Source organism: Neisseria sicca (genome assembly GCF_014054945.1).
Lineage (GTDB): Bacteria > Pseudomonadota > Gammaproteobacteria > Burkholderiales > Neisseriaceae > Neisseria > Neisseria sicca.
Genome location: NZ_CP059566.1, coordinates 2,277,043 through 2,293,787, shown reverse-complemented (window position 1 = coordinate 2,293,787; position 16,745 = coordinate 2,277,043). Strand labels below are relative to the sequence as shown.

General features: G+C 52.2%; 17 protein-coding genes and 1 tRNA gene. 8 read left to right on the top strand and 10 right to left on the bottom strand.

Translation table 11 applies throughout. The annotated features are described in order from the left end of the window. The first annotated feature begins 134 nt into the window (after positions 1-134). From H3L95_RS10965 to H3L95_RS10955, 3 genes are all read left to right on the top strand, one after another. Complete coding sequence (locus tag H3L95_RS10965) at positions 135-494, top strand: hypothetical protein (protein WP_164907876.1); 360 nt, start codon at positions 135-137, stop codon at positions 492-494. Between the two features lie 66 nt (positions 495-560). Beyond that, a complete protein-coding gene (locus H3L95_RS10960; RefSeq protein ID WP_003755938.1) occupies positions 561-1,310 on the top strand; it encodes an SDR family oxidoreductase in 750 nt (249 codons plus the stop codon). A gap of 2 nt (positions 1,311-1,312) precedes the next feature. Continuing rightward, positions 1,313-1,600 carry a DUF924 family protein gene (locus tag H3L95_RS10955; protein ID WP_003755935.1) on the top strand — a complete coding sequence of 96 codons (288 nt, stop codon included), beginning with the start codon at positions 1,313-1,315 and terminating at the stop codon, positions 1,598-1,600. Positions 1,601-1,812: 212 nt separating this feature from the next. Here H3L95_RS10955 and H3L95_RS10950 read toward each other — a convergent pair. The 3 genes from H3L95_RS10950 to H3L95_RS10940 all read right to left on the bottom strand — a co-directional run bounded on the left by H3L95_RS10950 (position 1,813) and on the right by H3L95_RS10940 (position 2,812). After that, positions 1,813-1,888: transfer RNA gene (locus tag H3L95_RS10950), tRNA-Thr, on the bottom strand. Between the two features lie 250 nt (positions 1,889-2,138). Then, complete coding sequence (locus tag H3L95_RS10945) at positions 2,139-2,339, bottom strand: hypothetical protein (RefSeq protein ID WP_164907879.1); 201 nt, start codon at positions 2,337-2,339, stop codon at positions 2,139-2,141. A gap of 26 nt (positions 2,340-2,365) precedes the next feature. Then, a complete protein-coding gene (locus H3L95_RS10940; protein ID WP_003755932.1) occupies positions 2,366-2,812 on the bottom strand; it encodes a hypothetical protein in 447 nt (148 codons plus the stop codon). Between the two features lie 230 nt (positions 2,813-3,042). Here H3L95_RS10940 and ftsY point away from each other — a divergent pair, with 230 nt between their 5' ends. Then, positions 3,043-4,485, top strand: coding sequence for a signal recognition particle-docking protein FtsY (ftsY, locus tag H3L95_RS10935; RefSeq protein WP_003755930.1), 1,443 nt, complete (start codon positions 3,043-3,045; stop codon positions 4,483-4,485). A gap of 460 nt (positions 4,486-4,945) precedes the next feature. Here ftsY and H3L95_RS10930 read toward each other — a convergent pair whose 3' ends face one another. The 4 genes from H3L95_RS10930 to H3L95_RS10915 form a co-directional block, all read right to left on the bottom strand. Further along, the gene (locus H3L95_RS10930) at positions 4,946-5,278 is read right to left on the bottom strand and encodes a zinc ribbon domain-containing protein YjdM (RefSeq protein WP_003741903.1); all 333 of its coding nucleotides are present in this window, start codon (positions 5,276-5,278) and stop codon (positions 4,946-4,948) included. Positions 5,279-5,513: 235 nt separating this feature from the next. Beyond that, on the bottom strand, positions 5,514-6,239 hold the full coding sequence (locus tag H3L95_RS10925; protein WP_003741901.1) for a septal ring lytic transglycosylase RlpA family protein: 726 nt from the start codon (positions 6,237-6,239) through the stop codon (positions 5,514-5,516). A 148-nt stretch (positions 6,240-6,387) separates the two neighbouring features. After that, a complete protein-coding gene (trmL, locus tag H3L95_RS10920) occupies positions 6,388-6,852 on the bottom strand; it encodes a tRNA (uridine(34)/cytosine(34)/5-carboxymethylaminomethyluridine(34)-2'-O)-methyltransferase TrmL (RefSeq protein ID WP_003755921.1) in 465 nt (154 codons plus the stop codon). A gap of 64 nt (positions 6,853-6,916) precedes the next feature. After that, entirely contained in the window at positions 6,917-7,654 is a 738-nt protein-coding gene (locus H3L95_RS10915) for a ComFC family protein (RefSeq protein ID WP_070493550.1), read from the bottom strand. A 13-nt stretch (positions 7,655-7,667) separates the two neighbouring features. Here H3L95_RS10915 and bioH point away from each other — a divergent pair, with 13 nt between their 5' ends. Then, positions 7,668-8,414 (top strand): pimeloyl-ACP methyl ester esterase BioH, encoded by a 747-nt coding sequence (gene bioH / locus H3L95_RS10910; RefSeq protein WP_003755919.1) that lies wholly within the window; start codon positions 7,668-7,670, stop codon positions 8,412-8,414. A gap of 354 nt (positions 8,415-8,768) precedes the next feature. Beyond that, on the top strand, positions 8,769-9,557 hold the full coding sequence (locus tag H3L95_RS10905; RefSeq protein ID WP_003755917.1) for a class I SAM-dependent methyltransferase: 789 nt from the start codon (positions 8,769-8,771) through the stop codon (positions 9,555-9,557). 400 nt (positions 9,558-9,957) lie between these two features. Here the strand turns inward: H3L95_RS10905 and H3L95_RS10900 are convergent, their stop codons facing one another. The 3 genes from H3L95_RS10900 to H3L95_RS10890 all read right to left on the bottom strand — a co-directional run bounded on the left by H3L95_RS10900 (position 9,958) and on the right by H3L95_RS10890 (position 13,383). Further along, the gene (locus H3L95_RS10900; RefSeq protein ID WP_003755912.1) at positions 9,958-11,727 is read right to left on the bottom strand and encodes an acyl-CoA dehydrogenase family protein; all 1,770 of its coding nucleotides are present in this window, start codon (positions 11,725-11,727) and stop codon (positions 9,958-9,960) included. Positions 11,728-12,220: 493 nt separating this feature from the next. Beyond that, positions 12,221-12,643 carry an NTF2 fold immunity protein gene (locus H3L95_RS10895; protein WP_182096152.1) on the bottom strand — a complete coding sequence of 141 codons (423 nt, stop codon included), beginning with the start codon at positions 12,641-12,643 and terminating at the stop codon, positions 12,221-12,223. A 107-nt stretch (positions 12,644-12,750) separates the two neighbouring features. After that, positions 12,751-13,383 carry an MBL fold metallo-hydrolase gene (locus tag H3L95_RS10890; RefSeq protein ID WP_040667935.1) on the bottom strand — a complete coding sequence of 211 codons (633 nt, stop codon included), beginning with the start codon at positions 13,381-13,383 and terminating at the stop codon, positions 12,751-12,753. 145 nt (positions 13,384-13,528) lie between these two features. Between H3L95_RS10890 and H3L95_RS10885 the strand changes: the two genes are divergently transcribed. After that, positions 13,529-14,335 carry a DNA ligase gene (locus H3L95_RS10885; RefSeq protein ID WP_003755906.1) on the top strand — a complete coding sequence of 269 codons (807 nt, stop codon included), beginning with the start codon at positions 13,529-13,531 and terminating at the stop codon, positions 14,333-14,335. Between the two features lie 412 nt (positions 14,336-14,747). Further along, positions 14,748-16,667 carry a sel1 repeat family protein gene (locus tag H3L95_RS10880; protein ID WP_182096151.1) on the top strand — a complete coding sequence of 640 codons (1,920 nt, stop codon included), beginning with the start codon at positions 14,748-14,750 and terminating at the stop codon, positions 16,665-16,667. The last annotated feature ends 78 nt before the right edge of the window (positions 16,668-16,745 follow it).

Genomic DNA, 16,745 nt, shown 5'->3' with positions numbered 1-16,745 from the left:
ATGGCAAACAAAAGGTCGTCTGAAACCGAAAATCAGGTTTCAGACGACCTTTTTTAATACCGACACATATTTATGTAGATTAAAATAGGACGTACCCATGCCATCATTCCCGCGCAGCGTCGTAGGTCGGATTCTTGAATCCGACATCTTGGACGGTTGTGTCGGATACAAGTATCCGACCACCGAAAATGGTATCCGAACGGCTTGATTTGAGTTTTGGTATTTTTGCCCGACGGGGTGAAAAATACAGTTGCTACGGCTTGCTCTCCAAAGAAGCCCAAGCCGTGTATGATGAAGGCCTGAAACTGTGGCAGGCCTTCTACCGGGCCGACATCGAACGCAAAATCCGCGACGAATACCTGCTCGACAAAAGCGGTGCAGGCTGGTATAAAATCCGCAACGCCCTGAAAAAGGCCGCTCCGCAAACCGACTTCGCCCCCTTCGAAACCACCTACGCCGCCCTCGCTGCCAAACTCGAACCACTGGTGTACTAATACGGCTTTTTGAAAGAATAGGCAGCCTGAAAAAAGCAGCCTGCACCCCCAAAACAAGGAAACCCCATGATCCCCACACAACACACCGTACTCATCACCGGCGGCGCCACCGGCATCGGCTTTGCGCTGGCAAAAAAGTTCCATGCAGCGGGCAACCACGTGATTTTGGTCGGACGGCGCGAAGACGCGCTACGCCAAGCCGTAGAACAACTTTCAGGCAGCCTGCACGATAACGGCGCACGTTGCGGACATGCCGTCGCCGACGTTTCCCAAGCCGAAGACCGCGCACGGCTGGCGGCGCAGTTTCCCGAAACCAGTATCCTCATCAACAACGCCGGCATCCAGTTCACCAAACGGTTGGACGAGCAGACGGACGACGAAATCGTGCAGGAAATCGCCGTCAATCTCACCGCGCCCGTGCAGCTCACCCGCGCCTTCCTACCCATGCTGGCGGGCAAGCCGCAGGCCGCCGTTATCAACGTATCATCGGGCTTGGCGGTAGTGCCCAAGGAAACCTGCGCCGTTTACTGTGCCACCAAAGCCGCGCTACACAGCTTTTCGCAAGTGTTGCGCTGGCAGTTGGAAAACAGCGGTATCCGCGTGTTCGAAATCCTGCCGCCCATGGTCGCCACGCCCATGTACAAAGGCAAGGGGCACGCGCACCTGAAAATTTCGCCCGACGAATTGGCAGACGAATTTTGGCGTGATTTTGAACGCAACCGCTTTGAAAGCATGATTGGCAAAACGAAGTGGCTCTATTGGATTAACCGCCTCTCCGCACGGCTGGGGCAGCGGATTATGCGGAAGGGTTTGTAATCATGAACGCTCCGTCTTCAGATTATCGTGCCGTATTGGATTTTTGGTTTCGCGAAACTGCGCCGCAGCAATGGTTTGCCCGATCCGATGCGTTCGACGGCATCATCCGCCAACGCTTTTTTGCCGTGTGGCAACGCGCCACACAGGGCGAACTGGCCGACTGGCGCGGCAATATGCAGGGCAGCAGCCGTAGCAGCCGTAGGTCGGATACTTGTATCCGACACAACTGTTACTCTACGATGTCGGATACTTGTATCCGACCTACGGCTTGCTACAAATATACATTTTGACGTTAGTACCCTTCATGATAGAGAATCATGGCAAGAGCGTATAAATAAAGATTTTCTTGATAAGAAAAATATTTGTCCATATGGAATGGATGGAGTTCTTGATATTCTAAAAGACACTTTCCGAGTCCTCAGCCTTGAACAAACACCGTAATAAAAAAGGTCGTCTGAAAACCCAAAAAACAAGTTTTCAGACGACCTCTCTTTATGCAATCTGGTGCCGGAGAAGGGAATCGAACCCCCGACCTTCGCGTTACGAATGCGCTGCTCTACCGACTGAGCTACACCGGCACGGTGTTCGTTATCATATACATAAACGGGATGTTCGGCAAGTTCGTATTTCCCGATAAGGTTGTTGCTCGGTGAAAATATATGCCGTGTTTTCAGACGACCTTTTTTTAAAAGGCCGTATGGGGATAGTGTTTTGTTGTTTGACTTTTCCACTTTCCGCCCGCACGGAAACGGCAATGGGTTGGGCAGGTTTATCCGGAATCGGCAAACTGTCAGCCTCCGTCCGAATATATAGTGGATTAACTTTAAATCAGGACAAGGCGACGAAGCCGCAGACAGTACGGCAAGGCGAGGCAACGCCGTGCTGGTTTAAAGTTAATCCACTATAATCTTTAAAGGTTAACAAAAGCGCGGGGCAAAGGATATGGATGCTGGAGGGCGTGGCGATAAACAAAAGGTCGTCTGAAACCGGAAATCTGGTTTCAGACGACCTTTTTTCATATCGAGACATTAGGCAAAGCCAAACGCAGAGGAGATTTAATTAACAGCCGATAAGATGGCGTAAAGGCTTGGGGCATCTACGCATAATTCTTCTTTTTCCGAGCGGTAGCAGGTCCAGCTTTTGCCTTTGAATGTACGCTCGGAGGTGGTGTAAGTATTGTTATTCATCAGTTTGGTCGAATGAGTCCATTTGCCGCCTGTCGGGTTGGATTCTTTCGTTTTCATAAAGGCTTCATACGAAAAAACAATCGTTTTTCCATTTTTCAATTTGTACTCTTCCCCGTTCCCCGCGATATAGCCGCCGCGTTTTTCATCATAGACTTGTGCGCTTTCCCAAGCCAGGCTGCTGCAAGCCGTTGTTTGCGGTTGGCTGTTTGGGGCGGTCAAATCTTGGTATGTGCAAGTCAACTTGTCTGATGAATAGGTGTGGCTGGCATAGGCAGCCGTAGACAAAAACAGGATGGTAAAAAATATTCTTTTCATTTTGGCTTACCTTTTAAAAATCAAAACGATACGGAGTAAAACGACCTTATTCCACTTGAGGACGATGCGGCACTCCGAATAGCAGAAACCGAGAAGACGGGTATTGTACTTCCATCCGCGGAACACGTCAGCAAACCTTATTCGATTATCACGTTTTCAGACGACCTTGCCGCGCAAAATACGCTACAATACCCCCTATTTCAAGTTTCTAAAATTAAAAGGAAAATTCAATGTTCAGCTTCTTCCGCCGCAAGAAAAAACAGGAAACGCCAGCTCAAGAAGAAACCCGCATTCAGGAAACCGCCGCCGAAGCCGTAGAGAACGCTGAAGCTGCCGTTTCGCAAACGCTTGAAACGGTTCAGGAAAACATCGGCGAAAAAGCGGAAGAGCTGACGGCGGCAGTTGAAACGGCGGTAGAAAGTGCCAAAGAGCGCACCGAAGAAATCTGCGAGACTGTGGTTGAACATGTTTCCGAAACGGTCGAACACGTCCGCGAGGCAGTCGGCGAAACGTCGTCTGAAACGGTCGAAAAAGTGGAAGAACGCGTGGAAGCGGTCAGCGAAACCGTTGCCGAAAATGTTTCCGCAGCGGTAGAACACGTCCATGAAGCGGTCAGCGAAGGGTCGTCTGAAACCGCAGAAGCCGTCGAAACCCAAGCTGAAGCCGCGCCGACAACATCCGAAGAACATTCCGTACCGGCCTTTGAAAATACAGCCGTCGCAACGTCGTCTGAAACCTCTGAACCGTCCGAAACCGAACCCAAACTCGGCTGGGCGGCGCGTTTGAAACAGGGTTTGACCAAATCGCGCGACAAAATGGCGAAATCGCTGGCGGGCGTGTTCGGCGGCGGGCAAATCGACGAAGACTTGTACGAAGAGCTGGAAACCGTGCTGATTACCAGCGACATGGGCATGGAAGCGACGGAATATCTGATGAAAGACGTGCGCAACCGCGTCAGCCTCAAGGGGCTGAAAGACGGCAACGAGTTGCGCGGCGCATTGAAAGAAGCTTTGTACGACTTGATTAAGCCGTTGGAAAAACCGCTGGTCTTGCCCGACACGAAAGAGCCGTTCGTCATCATGTTGGCGGGCATCAACGGCGCGGGTAAAACCACTTCCATCGGCAAACTCGCCAAATATTTCCAAGCTCAGGGCAAATCCGTGCTGCTTGCCGCAGGCGACACCTTCCGCGCCGCCGCCCGCGAGCAGCTTCAGGCATGGGGCGAACGCAACAACGTTACCGTCATTTCGCAAACCACAGGCGATTCCGCCGCCGTCTGCTTCGATGCCGTCCAAGCCGCCAAAGCGCGCGGCATCGACATCGTGCTTGCCGACACCGCCGGCCGCCTGCCCACGCAGCTTCATTTGATGGAAGAAATCAAAAAAGTGAAGCGCGTGCTGCAAAAAGCAATGCCCGACGCGCCGCACGAAATCATCGTCGTCCTCGATGCCAACATCGGGCAAAACGCCGTCAACCAAGTCAAAGCCTTTGACGAAGCGTTAGGACTGACCGGTCTGATTGTGACCAAACTCGACGGCACGGCAAAAGGCGGCATCCTCGCCGCGCTTGCCTCCGACCGCCCCGTCCCCGTCCGCTACATTGGCGTGGGCGAAGGCATAGACGATTTGCGCCCGTTTGACGCGCGCGCTTTTGTGGACGCGTTGTTGGACTAAGCCAAATCGGGCAACAGTCCGATAACGAAAAATCCTGATACGGCAAAATGCCTGCGGATGCGTTTTTATAGTGGATTAACTTTAAACCAGTACGGCGTTGCTTTGCCTTAGCTCAAAGAGAACGATTCTCTAAGGTGCTGAAGCACCAAGTGAATCGGTTCCGTACTATCTGTACTGTCTGCGGCTTCGTCGCCTTGTCCTGATTTAAATTCAATCCACTATATTCGACACAGCCATTTTGCCGAACCATGAAAAAGGTCGTCTGAAACCGACAACAGGTTTCAGACGACCTTTGTTTGATGTGGCGGACGAAATAGCGCTGCCGTCAATTGGTGCAACGCCTATTTCCTCCTGCCGAAAAAGGCGAAAACCGTTTGAAAGCAACCCTTACGGAGACAAGTAGCTTTACAAACGGTTTTCAGGTCGGCCTAGCGACCCACCAACAATTATTATACCAACATCATGCTTTTTTGACAAACTCTGATTTCAAATTCATCGCGCTGCCGTCGATTTTGCAACCGATATTATGGTCGCCTTCTTGCAGGCGTATGCCTTTTACCTTGGTGCCTTGCTTGATGACCATGGAGCTGCCTTTGACTTTGAGGTCTTTAATCAGGACGACGGTGTCGCCGTCTTGCAACACGGCACCGTTGGCATCTTTGACGCTCAGGGTTTCTTCGGCGGCTTCGCCGTCGTTTTCCGTCCATTCAAACGCGCATTCGGGGCAGATGTATTGGCTGCCGTCTTCGTAGGTGTATTCGGATTGGCATTGCGGGCAAGGTGGGAGGGACATGGTGGGGATTCCTTTGGTTGAGAAGCGGGGAATTATAGTGGATTAAAATAAAAATGAGACAAGGCGGCAACGCCCGCCGTTTACGGGTAGTACATAAGGGCGTTGGCAACGCCGTATCATTGCAATTTTAATCCACTATATAAGGGAAAGGAGGCAAGGATACGACGGCTTTGTACCTAGCTTCAATACAAAACGACCTGTCTTGCAACAGGTCGTCTGAAAACACGGATGCGGCTTAGAGGGACAGCGAAGCTGCCTGAATCAGACCGCGTGCTTTGGCTTCGGCTTCGGCGGCACGTTCTTGCGAGGTGAACGGACCCATTTTGACGACGTATTCGTAGTCGCGTTTCTCCATGGAAACTTTCGGATTCATTTTGCCGTAAGAAAGGTTTACCGCAGCTTGGTTCATATAGGCTTGCGCTTCGCGCTCGGTACCGAAGGATTTCAAATCGACGAAAATGTCTTGGCCGTTGTAGGCTTGGGCGCTTTGACCCGGAACGATTTGCTCGACTTTGACATGTGCCGTGCCTTGGTTGATGAAACCCAATTGTTGGGCGGCAGCTTTGGACACGTCGATCACACGGTTGCCGTGGAAAGGACCGCGGTCGTTGACGCGGACGATGACGCTTTTACCGTTTTTGGTGTTGGTCACACGGGCGTAGCTGGGAATGGGGAGGGTTTTGTGGGCGGCGGTCAGGGCGTTCATATTGTAACGCTCGCCACTGGAGGTTTTACGGCCGTGGAACTGGCTGCCGTACCATGAGGCGTTGCCGGTTTGGCTGAAGTTGGATACTTTGGTCATCGGCGTGTAGCGTTTGCCGGCGACTTTGTAGCTGCGGTTTGCTGAGGAACTCAGCTTCTCGGCGCGGACGATGGAGTCGGCTGAGGCGGAATGAATGGAAAGGATGCTGATTGCAACAGCAGTTAGGGTGGAGAAAAGGGTGGTTTTAGATAAAGTCAAAACGTAGTCCGTTCTAGAGTTGATAACGCGGCGGGATGGCTCCCAGGCGGTTTCAGACGACGTATTGGCAGTTTGACAAAAACCAAGCTGTTAAACAGTATCCGCCTTGGTTTTTGTCAAACGGCTCAGGGAGACTCCCTTGCGGATGTTATACACCGCCTGCGTAACCGTTTTGCCGCCATGCTTCAAACAGAATCACGGCGACAGTGTTGGAAAGATTCATACTCCGGCTGCCGGGCTTCATGGGCAGGCGCAGCTTTTGCCCTTCGGGCAGGGTGTCGAGGATTTCGGCGGGCAGGCCGCGTGTCTCGGGACCGAACAAAAAGACATCGCCCTCAACAAAGGAAACTTCGTTGGGACGGGTTTTGCCTTTGGTGGTCAGCGCGAAAATGCGGCGCCCTTCCAAGGCTTTGAGACAATCTTCGAAATTCTCGTGTACCGTCAGTTTTGCAAACTCGTGATAATCCAAACCTGCGCGTTTCATTTTTGCCGAATCCAGCGGAAAACCGAGCGGCTTGACCAGATGCAAATCGGCTCCGGTGTTGGCGCACAATCGGATGATATTGCCCGTATTGGGCGGGATTTCGGGTTGGTACAAAACTATGGTAAACATATAAATCAATCACTTATAGAGCGGCATAATGCCGAAATGTTCCGTAGGTGTCAAAAACTTTAAGCTATTTTTTCATTGGCGGACGCGCCAAACTCCAGCAAAAAATCTTGCCTGCGCCTGATTTTTTCAGCGTCTGCGCCAATTCGTTCAGCGTCGAGCCGGTGGTGAACACATCGTCGATTAACAAAATATTACAGTTTTTCGAGATATGACCATTGATTTCAAAAGCATTTTTTATATTGCGCACCCTGTCTGCGCTTTTCAGCGTGCTTTGCGGCTCGCGATGTCGTCTGAAAACCGTCCGTCGCGGCAACAGCGTCCAGCCGTAATGTTCGGACAGAATATCCGCCAATTCCTCGCTTTGGTTGAAGCCGCGATGCAGCCGCCTTTCCTTGCTCAACGGCACGGGCAGCACAAAATCAAAATGCTCCGTTTCCAGCCAGTCGGGCGCATGGCGGCGCATCAGTTCCGCCAGCGGACGGCTCATGCCGAGGTCTGCCAAATGCTTCAACGCGCGTATCATACTGCTTACGGGCGGCTCATAATACAGCGAAGCCCACATCCGCTCAAATGCCGGCGGCTTCTTCTGGCAGCCGCCGCACACCGCCCCGCCCTGTATCGGGCGGAAACACAAAGGGCAACTGTTTGCCGCGTCCGTAAAAAATTCTTCCAAGTCCGCCGCACAGCCGTCGCAAAAACCGCCATACGGTCGGGTTTCGCACGCTGAAACCAAGGCGTGGCATAATACGCAACGGCTTTTGTTCCGCCATCCCGCATTGCGCCACCAAGAAAACACATCCATAGAGAAAACAGCCATGCCACACTCCGCCAAAAAAGTTTATCTGATACACGGCTGGGCAGCGAACCGCCACGTCTTCGACGACCTCATCCCGCGCCTGCCTGCCGATTGGGACATCCGCGCCCTCGACCTGCCCGGACACGGCGACGCGCCCTTTGCCGAAAACTTCAACATCGCCGCCATTGCCGAAGCCTTCGCCGAAGAAATCGACACACCAGCCCACATCCTCGGTTGGTCGCTCGGCGGCTTGGTCGCGCTCCATCTCGCCGCACGCCGTCCCGACAAAGTCCGTTCGCTCTGCCTGACCGCAAGTTTCGCCCGCCTGACCGCCGACGCGGACTACCCCGAAGGCCTGTCCAATCCCGCTTTGGGCAAGATGGTCGGCGCGTTTCGGCAGGATTATGCCAAACATATCAAACAGTTTCTACAATTACAGTTGCTGCATACACCAAACGCCGCCGAAATCATCGGCAACATCCTGCCCGACCTCTCCCGCCACGGCGCACCGCCCGCCCTGCAAGCCGCGTTGGATGCCGTCAACCAAGCCGATGCCCGCCCCCTGCTTTCGAGCATCCAAGCCCCATCGCTTTTAGTGTTCGGACAAAAAGACGCCATCACCCCGCCGCGCATGGGCGAATACCTCAACCGCCACCTGGCGGACAGCGAATTGGTCTTGATGGAAAAAGCGGCACACGCCCCGTTTTTAAGCCACGCAGATGAATTTGCCGAACGTTACCGCGGCTTTGTCGAAAAGGTCGTCTGAAAACCTTGTGCCGCTGTTTCCGTTCAGGTGTGAATCCAAAACTTAAAGAATGACGAGGCTTCAGAGTGTGAAATCCGTCGGCGGGAACGACGCCGCGCTGCCGCAACGACAGCCTTGTCCCTTCCCCCGTCCGGCGGGGGAAGGTTAGGATGGGGGTGGTTTTGGATGTACGGAATAAAATAGAGCCATCCTCTTCCGCCGGACAAAAGAAGAAGCAGATAACCGAGTGCGGCAGTTGCTGTTTTTTAATATAGTCGATTGAAATTAAAAGAAATCCATACCGCCATTCTTGTACACCCTAAATGGCGGCACGCAAACCCACCCTTCAAAAAGAAGAAAAAGGTCGTCTGAAACATGAACCCCCAAGACAAACTCTGGCAAATCCACCGCCATCTCGCCCAAGACACCGACGAGCGGCTGCAAATCGTCCGCAACGCGCCCAAACGCATCCTGCTGGTCGGTGCGGACGCGGACATCAGCCGCAGCCTGCTTGCCGCGCGCTATCCGAACACTGTATTCGAAGAATACGACCCGCGCGCCGATTTCCTCCAAACCGCCGCAGCCGCGCGCAAAAGCGGTTTTTGGCAAAAGCTCACCGGCAAAACCGTCCCGCAACACTGCCAAGCCCTGACCGACCCGCTGCCCGAAGCCTCTGCCGATATGTTGTGGGCGAACCTCAGCCTGCCCCGCGCGGACGAAATCCTGCCCGTCCTCAAAAACTGGGCAAACGCTTTGAAAACAGACGGTTTATTATTCTTCACCCATTTCGGCCGCGACAGCCTGACCGAGCTGACAGGTCGTCTGAAAGACGCGGGGATAACGTGTGAAACGCCGACCTTAATCGATATGCACGACCTCGGCGACATGCTTGCCGACAACGGTTTCTACGACCCCGTTACCGATACCGCCAAGCTCGAATTGAGCTACCGCAAGGCGGCGACGTTCCGGCAGGACATGGAAACCTTAGGGCTATGGCACGCCTTAAAATTCAGCGACGCCCAAGCGGCTGATGCGTTTGTGGATAAGATTTTTGAAACCGAAGGCGGTCTGACCGTCACGCTCGAAACCGTGTACGGCCATGCCGTGAAGAAACTGACGCTGCCCGAAGGAGAAAATGTGGTGCGGTTTTATCCGAAAGGCTGAACGGTTTGGCGGAATAAATATAGTGGATTAACTTTAAATCAGGACAAGGCGACGAAGCCGCAGACAGTACAGATAGTACGGAACCGATTCACTTGGTGCTTCAGCACCTTAGAGAATCGTTCTCTTTGAGCTAAGGCGAGGCAACGCCGTACTGGTTTAAAGTTAATCCACTATAAAAGGTCGTCTGAAAACGTCTAACGAATGGCGTTAAAACGTTTTCAGACGACCTTTTTACGCGGCGGCAAGCCTGTTTCCTTTCCATTTCCGTCCAATGCCCGATCGGACAGATGGCTCAATTCGACTCAGGCGTTCTGCTTCAATCCACGCTAACGCTGACAAAAGAAGGTCGTCTGAAACCCAAAATCCGATTTCAGACGACCTCTTTTCAAACCCGTATCCGTCAATAAAGTTCTAACGGCACATCCAGCAATGCCTGCGCGTTTTCAATCTGCGCGGCGCAGGCGTAAACCTGCGGCAGGACGTGGGCGCAATAGACGCGGGCGTTGTGTTGCTGCGCGGCGTAGAAACCGCTGCCGAAGCCGTCGGCGTCTTCCGTTTGGGCAGCTTCGGCGGCAAGGTAGGCGCGGGCGAGTCCGATGGCGCCGAGCGTCAGCCCCATTTGTTGCAGGTAGGCGTTGGACGCGGCGGAGGCGAGGGCGGGACGGTCGGCGTATCCGACCATGCGGGCGACGCTTTGTTCCGCCGTTTCAATGGCTTGCGCCAGTTGCTGCGCGACGGCGGGTTCGACTGCGGCGAGTTTGTCCGCCAGCCCTTTGCCTTCGGCGAGCAGCTTCAAAGGCAGCGCGCCGTTTTTGCCGGTGGTTTTTCGCCCTGCCAAATCGGCGGCCTGTATGCCGTTGGTGCCTTCGTAAATCGGCGTAATCCGCACGTCGCGCAGGTATTGCGCCACGCCGCTTTCTTCGACGTAACCCGCGCCGCCGTAAATCTGAATGGCGAGGTTGGTCAGGACGACGCCGTTGTCGGTCGGCCAAGCCTTGACGATGGGAATCAGGAAATCCAGTTCGCGCTCCGCTTCTTTGCGCAATACGTTGTCGGGGCAGGCGGCGGCAAAATCGGTCAGGGCGGCGGCGCGCAGATACAGGGCGCGTTGGGCGGCGAGCGTTGCCTTTTGTATCAACAACATACGGCGCACGTCGGGATGGCGGATAATCGCCACGTCGTCTGAACCGTCCGCTTCGTCGCGTCCCTGCACGCGTTCTTTCGCATAGGCGAGCGCGTTTTGGTAGGCGCGTTCGGCGACGGCGTGGCCTTCGATGCCGACGTTCAGCCGCGCGGTTTTCATCATGGTAAACATATACGCCAAACCCTTGCCCGCCCTGCCGACCAGATAGCCTTCGGCATTGTCGAACTCCATCGTACAGGTCGGGCTGGCGTGTATGCCGAGCTTGTGTTCGATGCCGATGGCGCGCACGCCGTTGCGTCCGCCCAAGCTGCCGTCCGCGTTCACCAAATATTTCGGCACGATAAACATCGACACGCCCTGCACGCCCGGCGCGGCATCGGGCAGGCGCGCGAGCACCAGATGGACGATGTTTTCCGTCATTTCCTGATCGCCCCAAGTGATGAAGATTTTCTGACCGCTGAGGGCATACGCGCCGTTTTCTTTCGGCACGGCGCGGGTGGCGATATGGTTCAAATCCGAACCCGCCTGCGGTTCGCTCAAATTCATCGTTCCCGCCCATTCGCCGCTGCACATTTTCGGCAGGTAGGTCTGTTTCTGCTCCTCGCTGCCGTGTTTGAACAGCGCATCCACCGCCCCCAGCGTCAGCATCGGCATCAGCGACAGGGCGAGGTTGGCGGCGCACCACATCTCTTCACACGCCGCCGACACGACCGCCGGCAGCCCCTGCCCGCCAAACTCCGCCGGCGCGCGCAAACCCGCCCAGCCCGCTTCGCAGAAATCATCGTAGGCATGCGCCAAATCCGGATGGGTGGTGATCAGGTCGTCTGAAAAACCCGCGCCGTGCAAATCGCCGGTGCGGTTGGTGTCCGCCCATTGCTCCGACGCAAACCGCGCCGCCTCGTCCAGCACCGCATCCACCGTTTCCGCATCCAAACCTTCCGCATGGGGCAGTTGCAGGATTTCGTCCAACCTGCCGTGCACGCGGATGCCGAAACGCAATTCGTTTACAGGGGCCGTGTAGCTCATGGAATCTCTCCGAAGTGAATGATTTGAAATGGATTTGGGATAAATTGGTATAGTTATACTAATCCTAAACCACAGGTTTGCAAAGCGCAGGTTTTCAGACGACCTCAGGCAAAATATAGTGGATTAAATTTAAATCAGGACAAGGCGACGAAGCCGCAGACAGTACAGATAGTACGGAACCGATTCACTTGGTGCTTCAGCACCTTAGAGAATCGTTCTCTTTGAGCTAAGGCGAGGCAACGCCGTACTGGTTTAAAGTTAAGCCACTATACAAGGCTATCCTTTTATTTTTAAATAAATTATTTCATATCGGGCAGCATGGGCGGAGCGCAGCAGGTTTGAGCGCGGTCAAAGTCGTCAAAGGTCGTCTGAAAAAGATTTTGGACTTTTCAGACGACCTTTTTAAGAAAACAAATTTTCCGGGAACCAGCCCTTCAATCAACTTTATCAAGGTATTGATTCTTAAACCAACCGATGACAAGTTATCGTCTATTCAAAACAATTGGCGGGACTTCTTCCATTTATCGTAATACATAAAACCCATTTGATCGATTTTCCATTCCCCGCCTTCCAAAACCAGCGTATAGGTTTTCTTTTCCCCTCTTTCACTCAACACATCTATTTCATATTTTTTATCACTGATTTTCCGTTCGGCTGTAATGGTTTGGTTATATTCTGGTGGCATTCCAAAATCAGGGGCTTCTTGTCTAGCTTGCTTTAAAGATAAAGCTTTTTTAGATAAAAATTGTTGGTGTATTTTTTTGATTTCATCAGATTGTTTTTTACAGTTTTCATCTTCATCAATTTCAAAAAAAGTACCTTCATCCAAACTTTTTTGAGTAAGCCCTCCCCAATACAATTCATAATCTTTCATTTTTTGAATGAACTCAGCTAATGTTTCATGCGCGGTTTTCATATTACGAATTTCCTTTGAAGTGTATTCCATCGTATTTTACTCATTTTCTATAAAAAGGTCGTCTGAAACGCTTATCCGTGTTTCAGACGACCTTTCGCTTTCAGGATTTAAAAAAACGGATTGTGCCGTTTTTCATGCCCGATGTCGGTCATCCTGCCGTGTCCCGCGATGACGCGCGTGTCTTCGGGCAGGACGAACAATTTGGTGCGGATATTATGGATGAGATCGGCGTGGTTGCCGCGCGGGAAGTCGGTTCTACCTATGGTTTCGTAAAACAATACGTCGCCTGCGATGAGCAGCCCTGCTTCGGCGCAGTAGAAAACGACGTGGCCGGGCGTGTGGCCGGGGATGTGCAGGACTTGGAAGGCGTGGCTGCCGACCTTGAGCGTTTCGCCTTCAGTCAGCCAACGGGTCGGCTCGAACGCGGGGGAAACGGGAAAGCCGTATTGGGCGGTCGTTTCGGGCAGGGCTTGCAGCAGGAAACCGTCGTCTGCATGAGGGCCGATGACGGGGACGGGGCGGTGTTCGCGCAATTCCACCACGCCGCCGGCATGGTCGAGGTGTCCGTGGGTCAGCCAAATGGCGGTCAGGGTGAGATTTTTCGCGTCCAGCTCTTGCAGCAGGTAGGGAACGTCGCCGCCGACATCGGTCAGGACGGCTTCACGGGTTTCGTCATCCCACAAAAGGGTGCAGTTTTGGCGGAAAGGGGTAACGGCAATGATTTCGGCTTGAAGTGCCATGAGGCGGGATTCCTTGGGTAGTGGTTGGACGGGGCTTGAACTTCGTTGAAACGATGTTTTCAGACGACCTTCGGTCTGTTTATGCGGTATCATTATTATATTTGAAATAATCACTCACATTATTGGAACGTTTATGAGAACTTCAATGCAAGGCATGATACCGATTTTTGCCGCTTTTTTCATCCAAACGGCGCTCGGCGCAGATTTGATGCTGGCGCAGGAATATAAAGACCAAGAGATTGCGGGCTGGGCGATGAGCGAGAAGCTCGACGGCGTGCGCGCGTATTGGGACGGGCGGCAACTGGTCAGCAGGCAGGGCTACGCGTTTACACCGCCCAAAGGCTTTACCGCGCAGTTCCCGCCCTATCCGCTCGACGGCGAGCTGTATAGCGGGCGCGGGCAGTTTGAACAGATTTCCGCCGCCGTGCGCTCGTCTTCCGGCGATTGGCGCGGCATCCGCCTGCACGTTTTCGATGTACCCAAAGCGCAGGGCAACCTCTACCAACGCCTCGCCGTCGCAACGCAATGGCTGAAAACGCATCCGAACGCGCCCATCACCATCATCCCGCAAACCAAAGTGCGCGACCGGCAGCACGCGATGGATTTTTTGAAACAAATCGAAGCGCAAGGCGGCGAAGGCGTGATGCTGCGCCAACCCGAATTGCGTTACAGCGGCGGCAGGAGCAGCCAATTATTGAAGCTCAAAAGCCAATACGACGACGAATGCACGGTAACGCGGCATTATGAAGGCAAAGGGCGCAACGCCGGACGGCTGGGCGCGGTCGGCTGCAAAAACCGACACGGCGAATTCCGCATCGGCAGCGGCTTCAAAGACAAAGACCGCGACAACCCGCCCAAAATCGGCTCGGTCATCACATACCGCTACCGCGGCTTCACGCAAAAAGGCACGCCGAAATTTGCGACGTTTGTGCGGGTCAGGACGGACAGGTAAGAGCGGATGATTAGAAGGTCGTCTGAAAACCGGATTTTTGGGTTTTCAGACGACCTTTTTATAAAGATGGATGGATACTGAATCGGTTTTCTGATTTGGGGGGAAAGAGGGAGCTTTGGTATATCGCGGATAATTTAACTTTTGATACAGCAGCTTATTTAGCCCCGTCATTCCCTTTAGCCCCGTCATTCCCGCGCAGGCGGGAATCCAGTCCTATCCGCACGGAAACTTATCGGGCAAAAAGGTTTCCTCAATTCCGCATCCTGAATTCCCGCCGTAGCCTGTCTTCGCGTAGGTGGGGGCGGGAATGACGGCAGAAGGTAAACAACGTATCGGAGTAAGTTAATTGATTATTATCATGTACAATTTCCGCCTGATTGTTTTTTAATGGATTGGTTTGATAAAGGGATAAATGATGGATGTGAATGATTTTTTTATTGAATGCAATAAGTTATTTGATGATGGCAAATACACTGAAGTAATTAGAAGGTTAGATCAGTTTTTGGCCGGAATTATTGATAAAAACATTCAGATTAGGGAACAAATTTTAGCCCAACTTTTGCTTGGCTGTTGTTATCTTGAGCTGGCTAAGAAAACCAAGGATACAGATGAAGCAGAAAAATTGTTAAAAGACGCCGATGAACACTACCAAAATATGCTTCGGCTTACCGATCAACTGACAGATGAACAAGAACGCATTGAGGTGCAAATCAACGCCAAATCTTGGCTTGTCCATTGTTATTTCGAACATATAAAGAGATCCAAGGATACGGGCAAGACAAATAGCTTATTCGGACGAGCAGTCAAATATAATGAGGAAATATGGACACTTGCTAAACAATTGGAAGATATACAAATCCGCATTGAGGAACAAACTAATGTCCTATTTTGGTTTGGCGTTTGTCATTTCGAACAAGCCATAAGAGCCAAGGATATGAACAATGCAGGTAAATCGTTCAAGCAAGCCGCTGCATTTTTCAAACGACAGTTACGACTTGCCGGACAACTGGAAGATAAACAAAGTCGCATTCAGCAACAAATATTTGCTCAATTTGGGCTTGGTCGTTGTTATGTTGGACAGGTTAAAAGAATTAAAAATAAGGATAAAGCGGAAGCACTTTTCAAGAAACAAGCTGGTAAATATCTTTTGGCCGCTTACACACAATTATCACAATTAAGTGATAAAGCAAAAAAAAGAATAGAAAAAAGAATCCATCAAAGTTTAAGAGATGTCGATTATCTCAATGGGGATTGGAATTCCTATTTTGAAAAGAAAAAGCAAGAGACACAGGAATCGCTTTTCAAGGGAGAAACTTCACCACTGAAAGATGCCGTTTCAACCGTGTTGGCGGTTCTCCATATCACGCCGATAGAGTTGGGTTTCACCCCGATGGCGCATTACACCTCACCCCATGTATGCCAGAAATTATTCGGCATCGGCGGCAACGAAACCGCCAGTCCGATGCGGCTCGGCAGCTCGACCTATATGAACGATCCGTCTGAAGGCAGGGCACTACTGGACTTGCTAAACCAGCAGGATTTGGAGTTGGAAAACAAAGCGGATGGCGCGTCCCACAATGCTTTTTTTACCTGCTTCTCCAGCCGCGTCAACGATTTGAACCAGTTCCGCCTGTATGGCAAAGAAGGTGGCGTGGAGGCTTCGGGCTGCTGTCTGGTATTCAATAAAAACGGCGATTGGCTGAGGGAAGCGGATGTTTCGGTCCCGTTCCGCAGCCTGTCCAAAAAATTAGAGAAAGATTCAGACGACCTACCGGAAGCCGGTTTTTGGAATGATGAATACGAAAAGCTGCCGCTTTATCAAGTTGCTTATATCGCTTACAAAGATGAATATATTGCTGAAAAGAAATGTGGGATATGGCTTCTTCCTCAAGAAAAACTGAAATTCGGTATCCGCCTGAAACCCGTCGGCAATGAAGACTGGCATCAGTTCCGCTTGGGAAAATTAAAAGAAGCGCTGGAAGAGCTTATCGGGTTTTTCAATACATCCACCGTCAGCGACGACGATAAAGAAGCCTTGGAATACATCCGCTATCTGTTTAAAGACTTTGCTTTCCGCGACGAAGAAGAGTTCCGCCTGCTGGTCATCAAGCCGATAGATCCGAATGAAATCGAATATTGCGAGACCACCCAATCCGTCTATGTCCCTTACGCCGATATACGGAATCTGGCGGACGAGGTGATTTTGGGCACGAATTACGAAAAAACCGGCAATCAACGCAAGACAGAAGTGTTCCGCTATCAGATGAAAGAAAAATGCCCCGACGTCAAAGTCTCCCGCTCGACGCTGCCGATTAATCCGCCGAATAAGTAGCTTGGTTTACGCAGCAATGCCGAACCGGCCGTAGGTCGGATACTTGTATCCGACAAAAGCCTGCTATCCCAAAGGCCG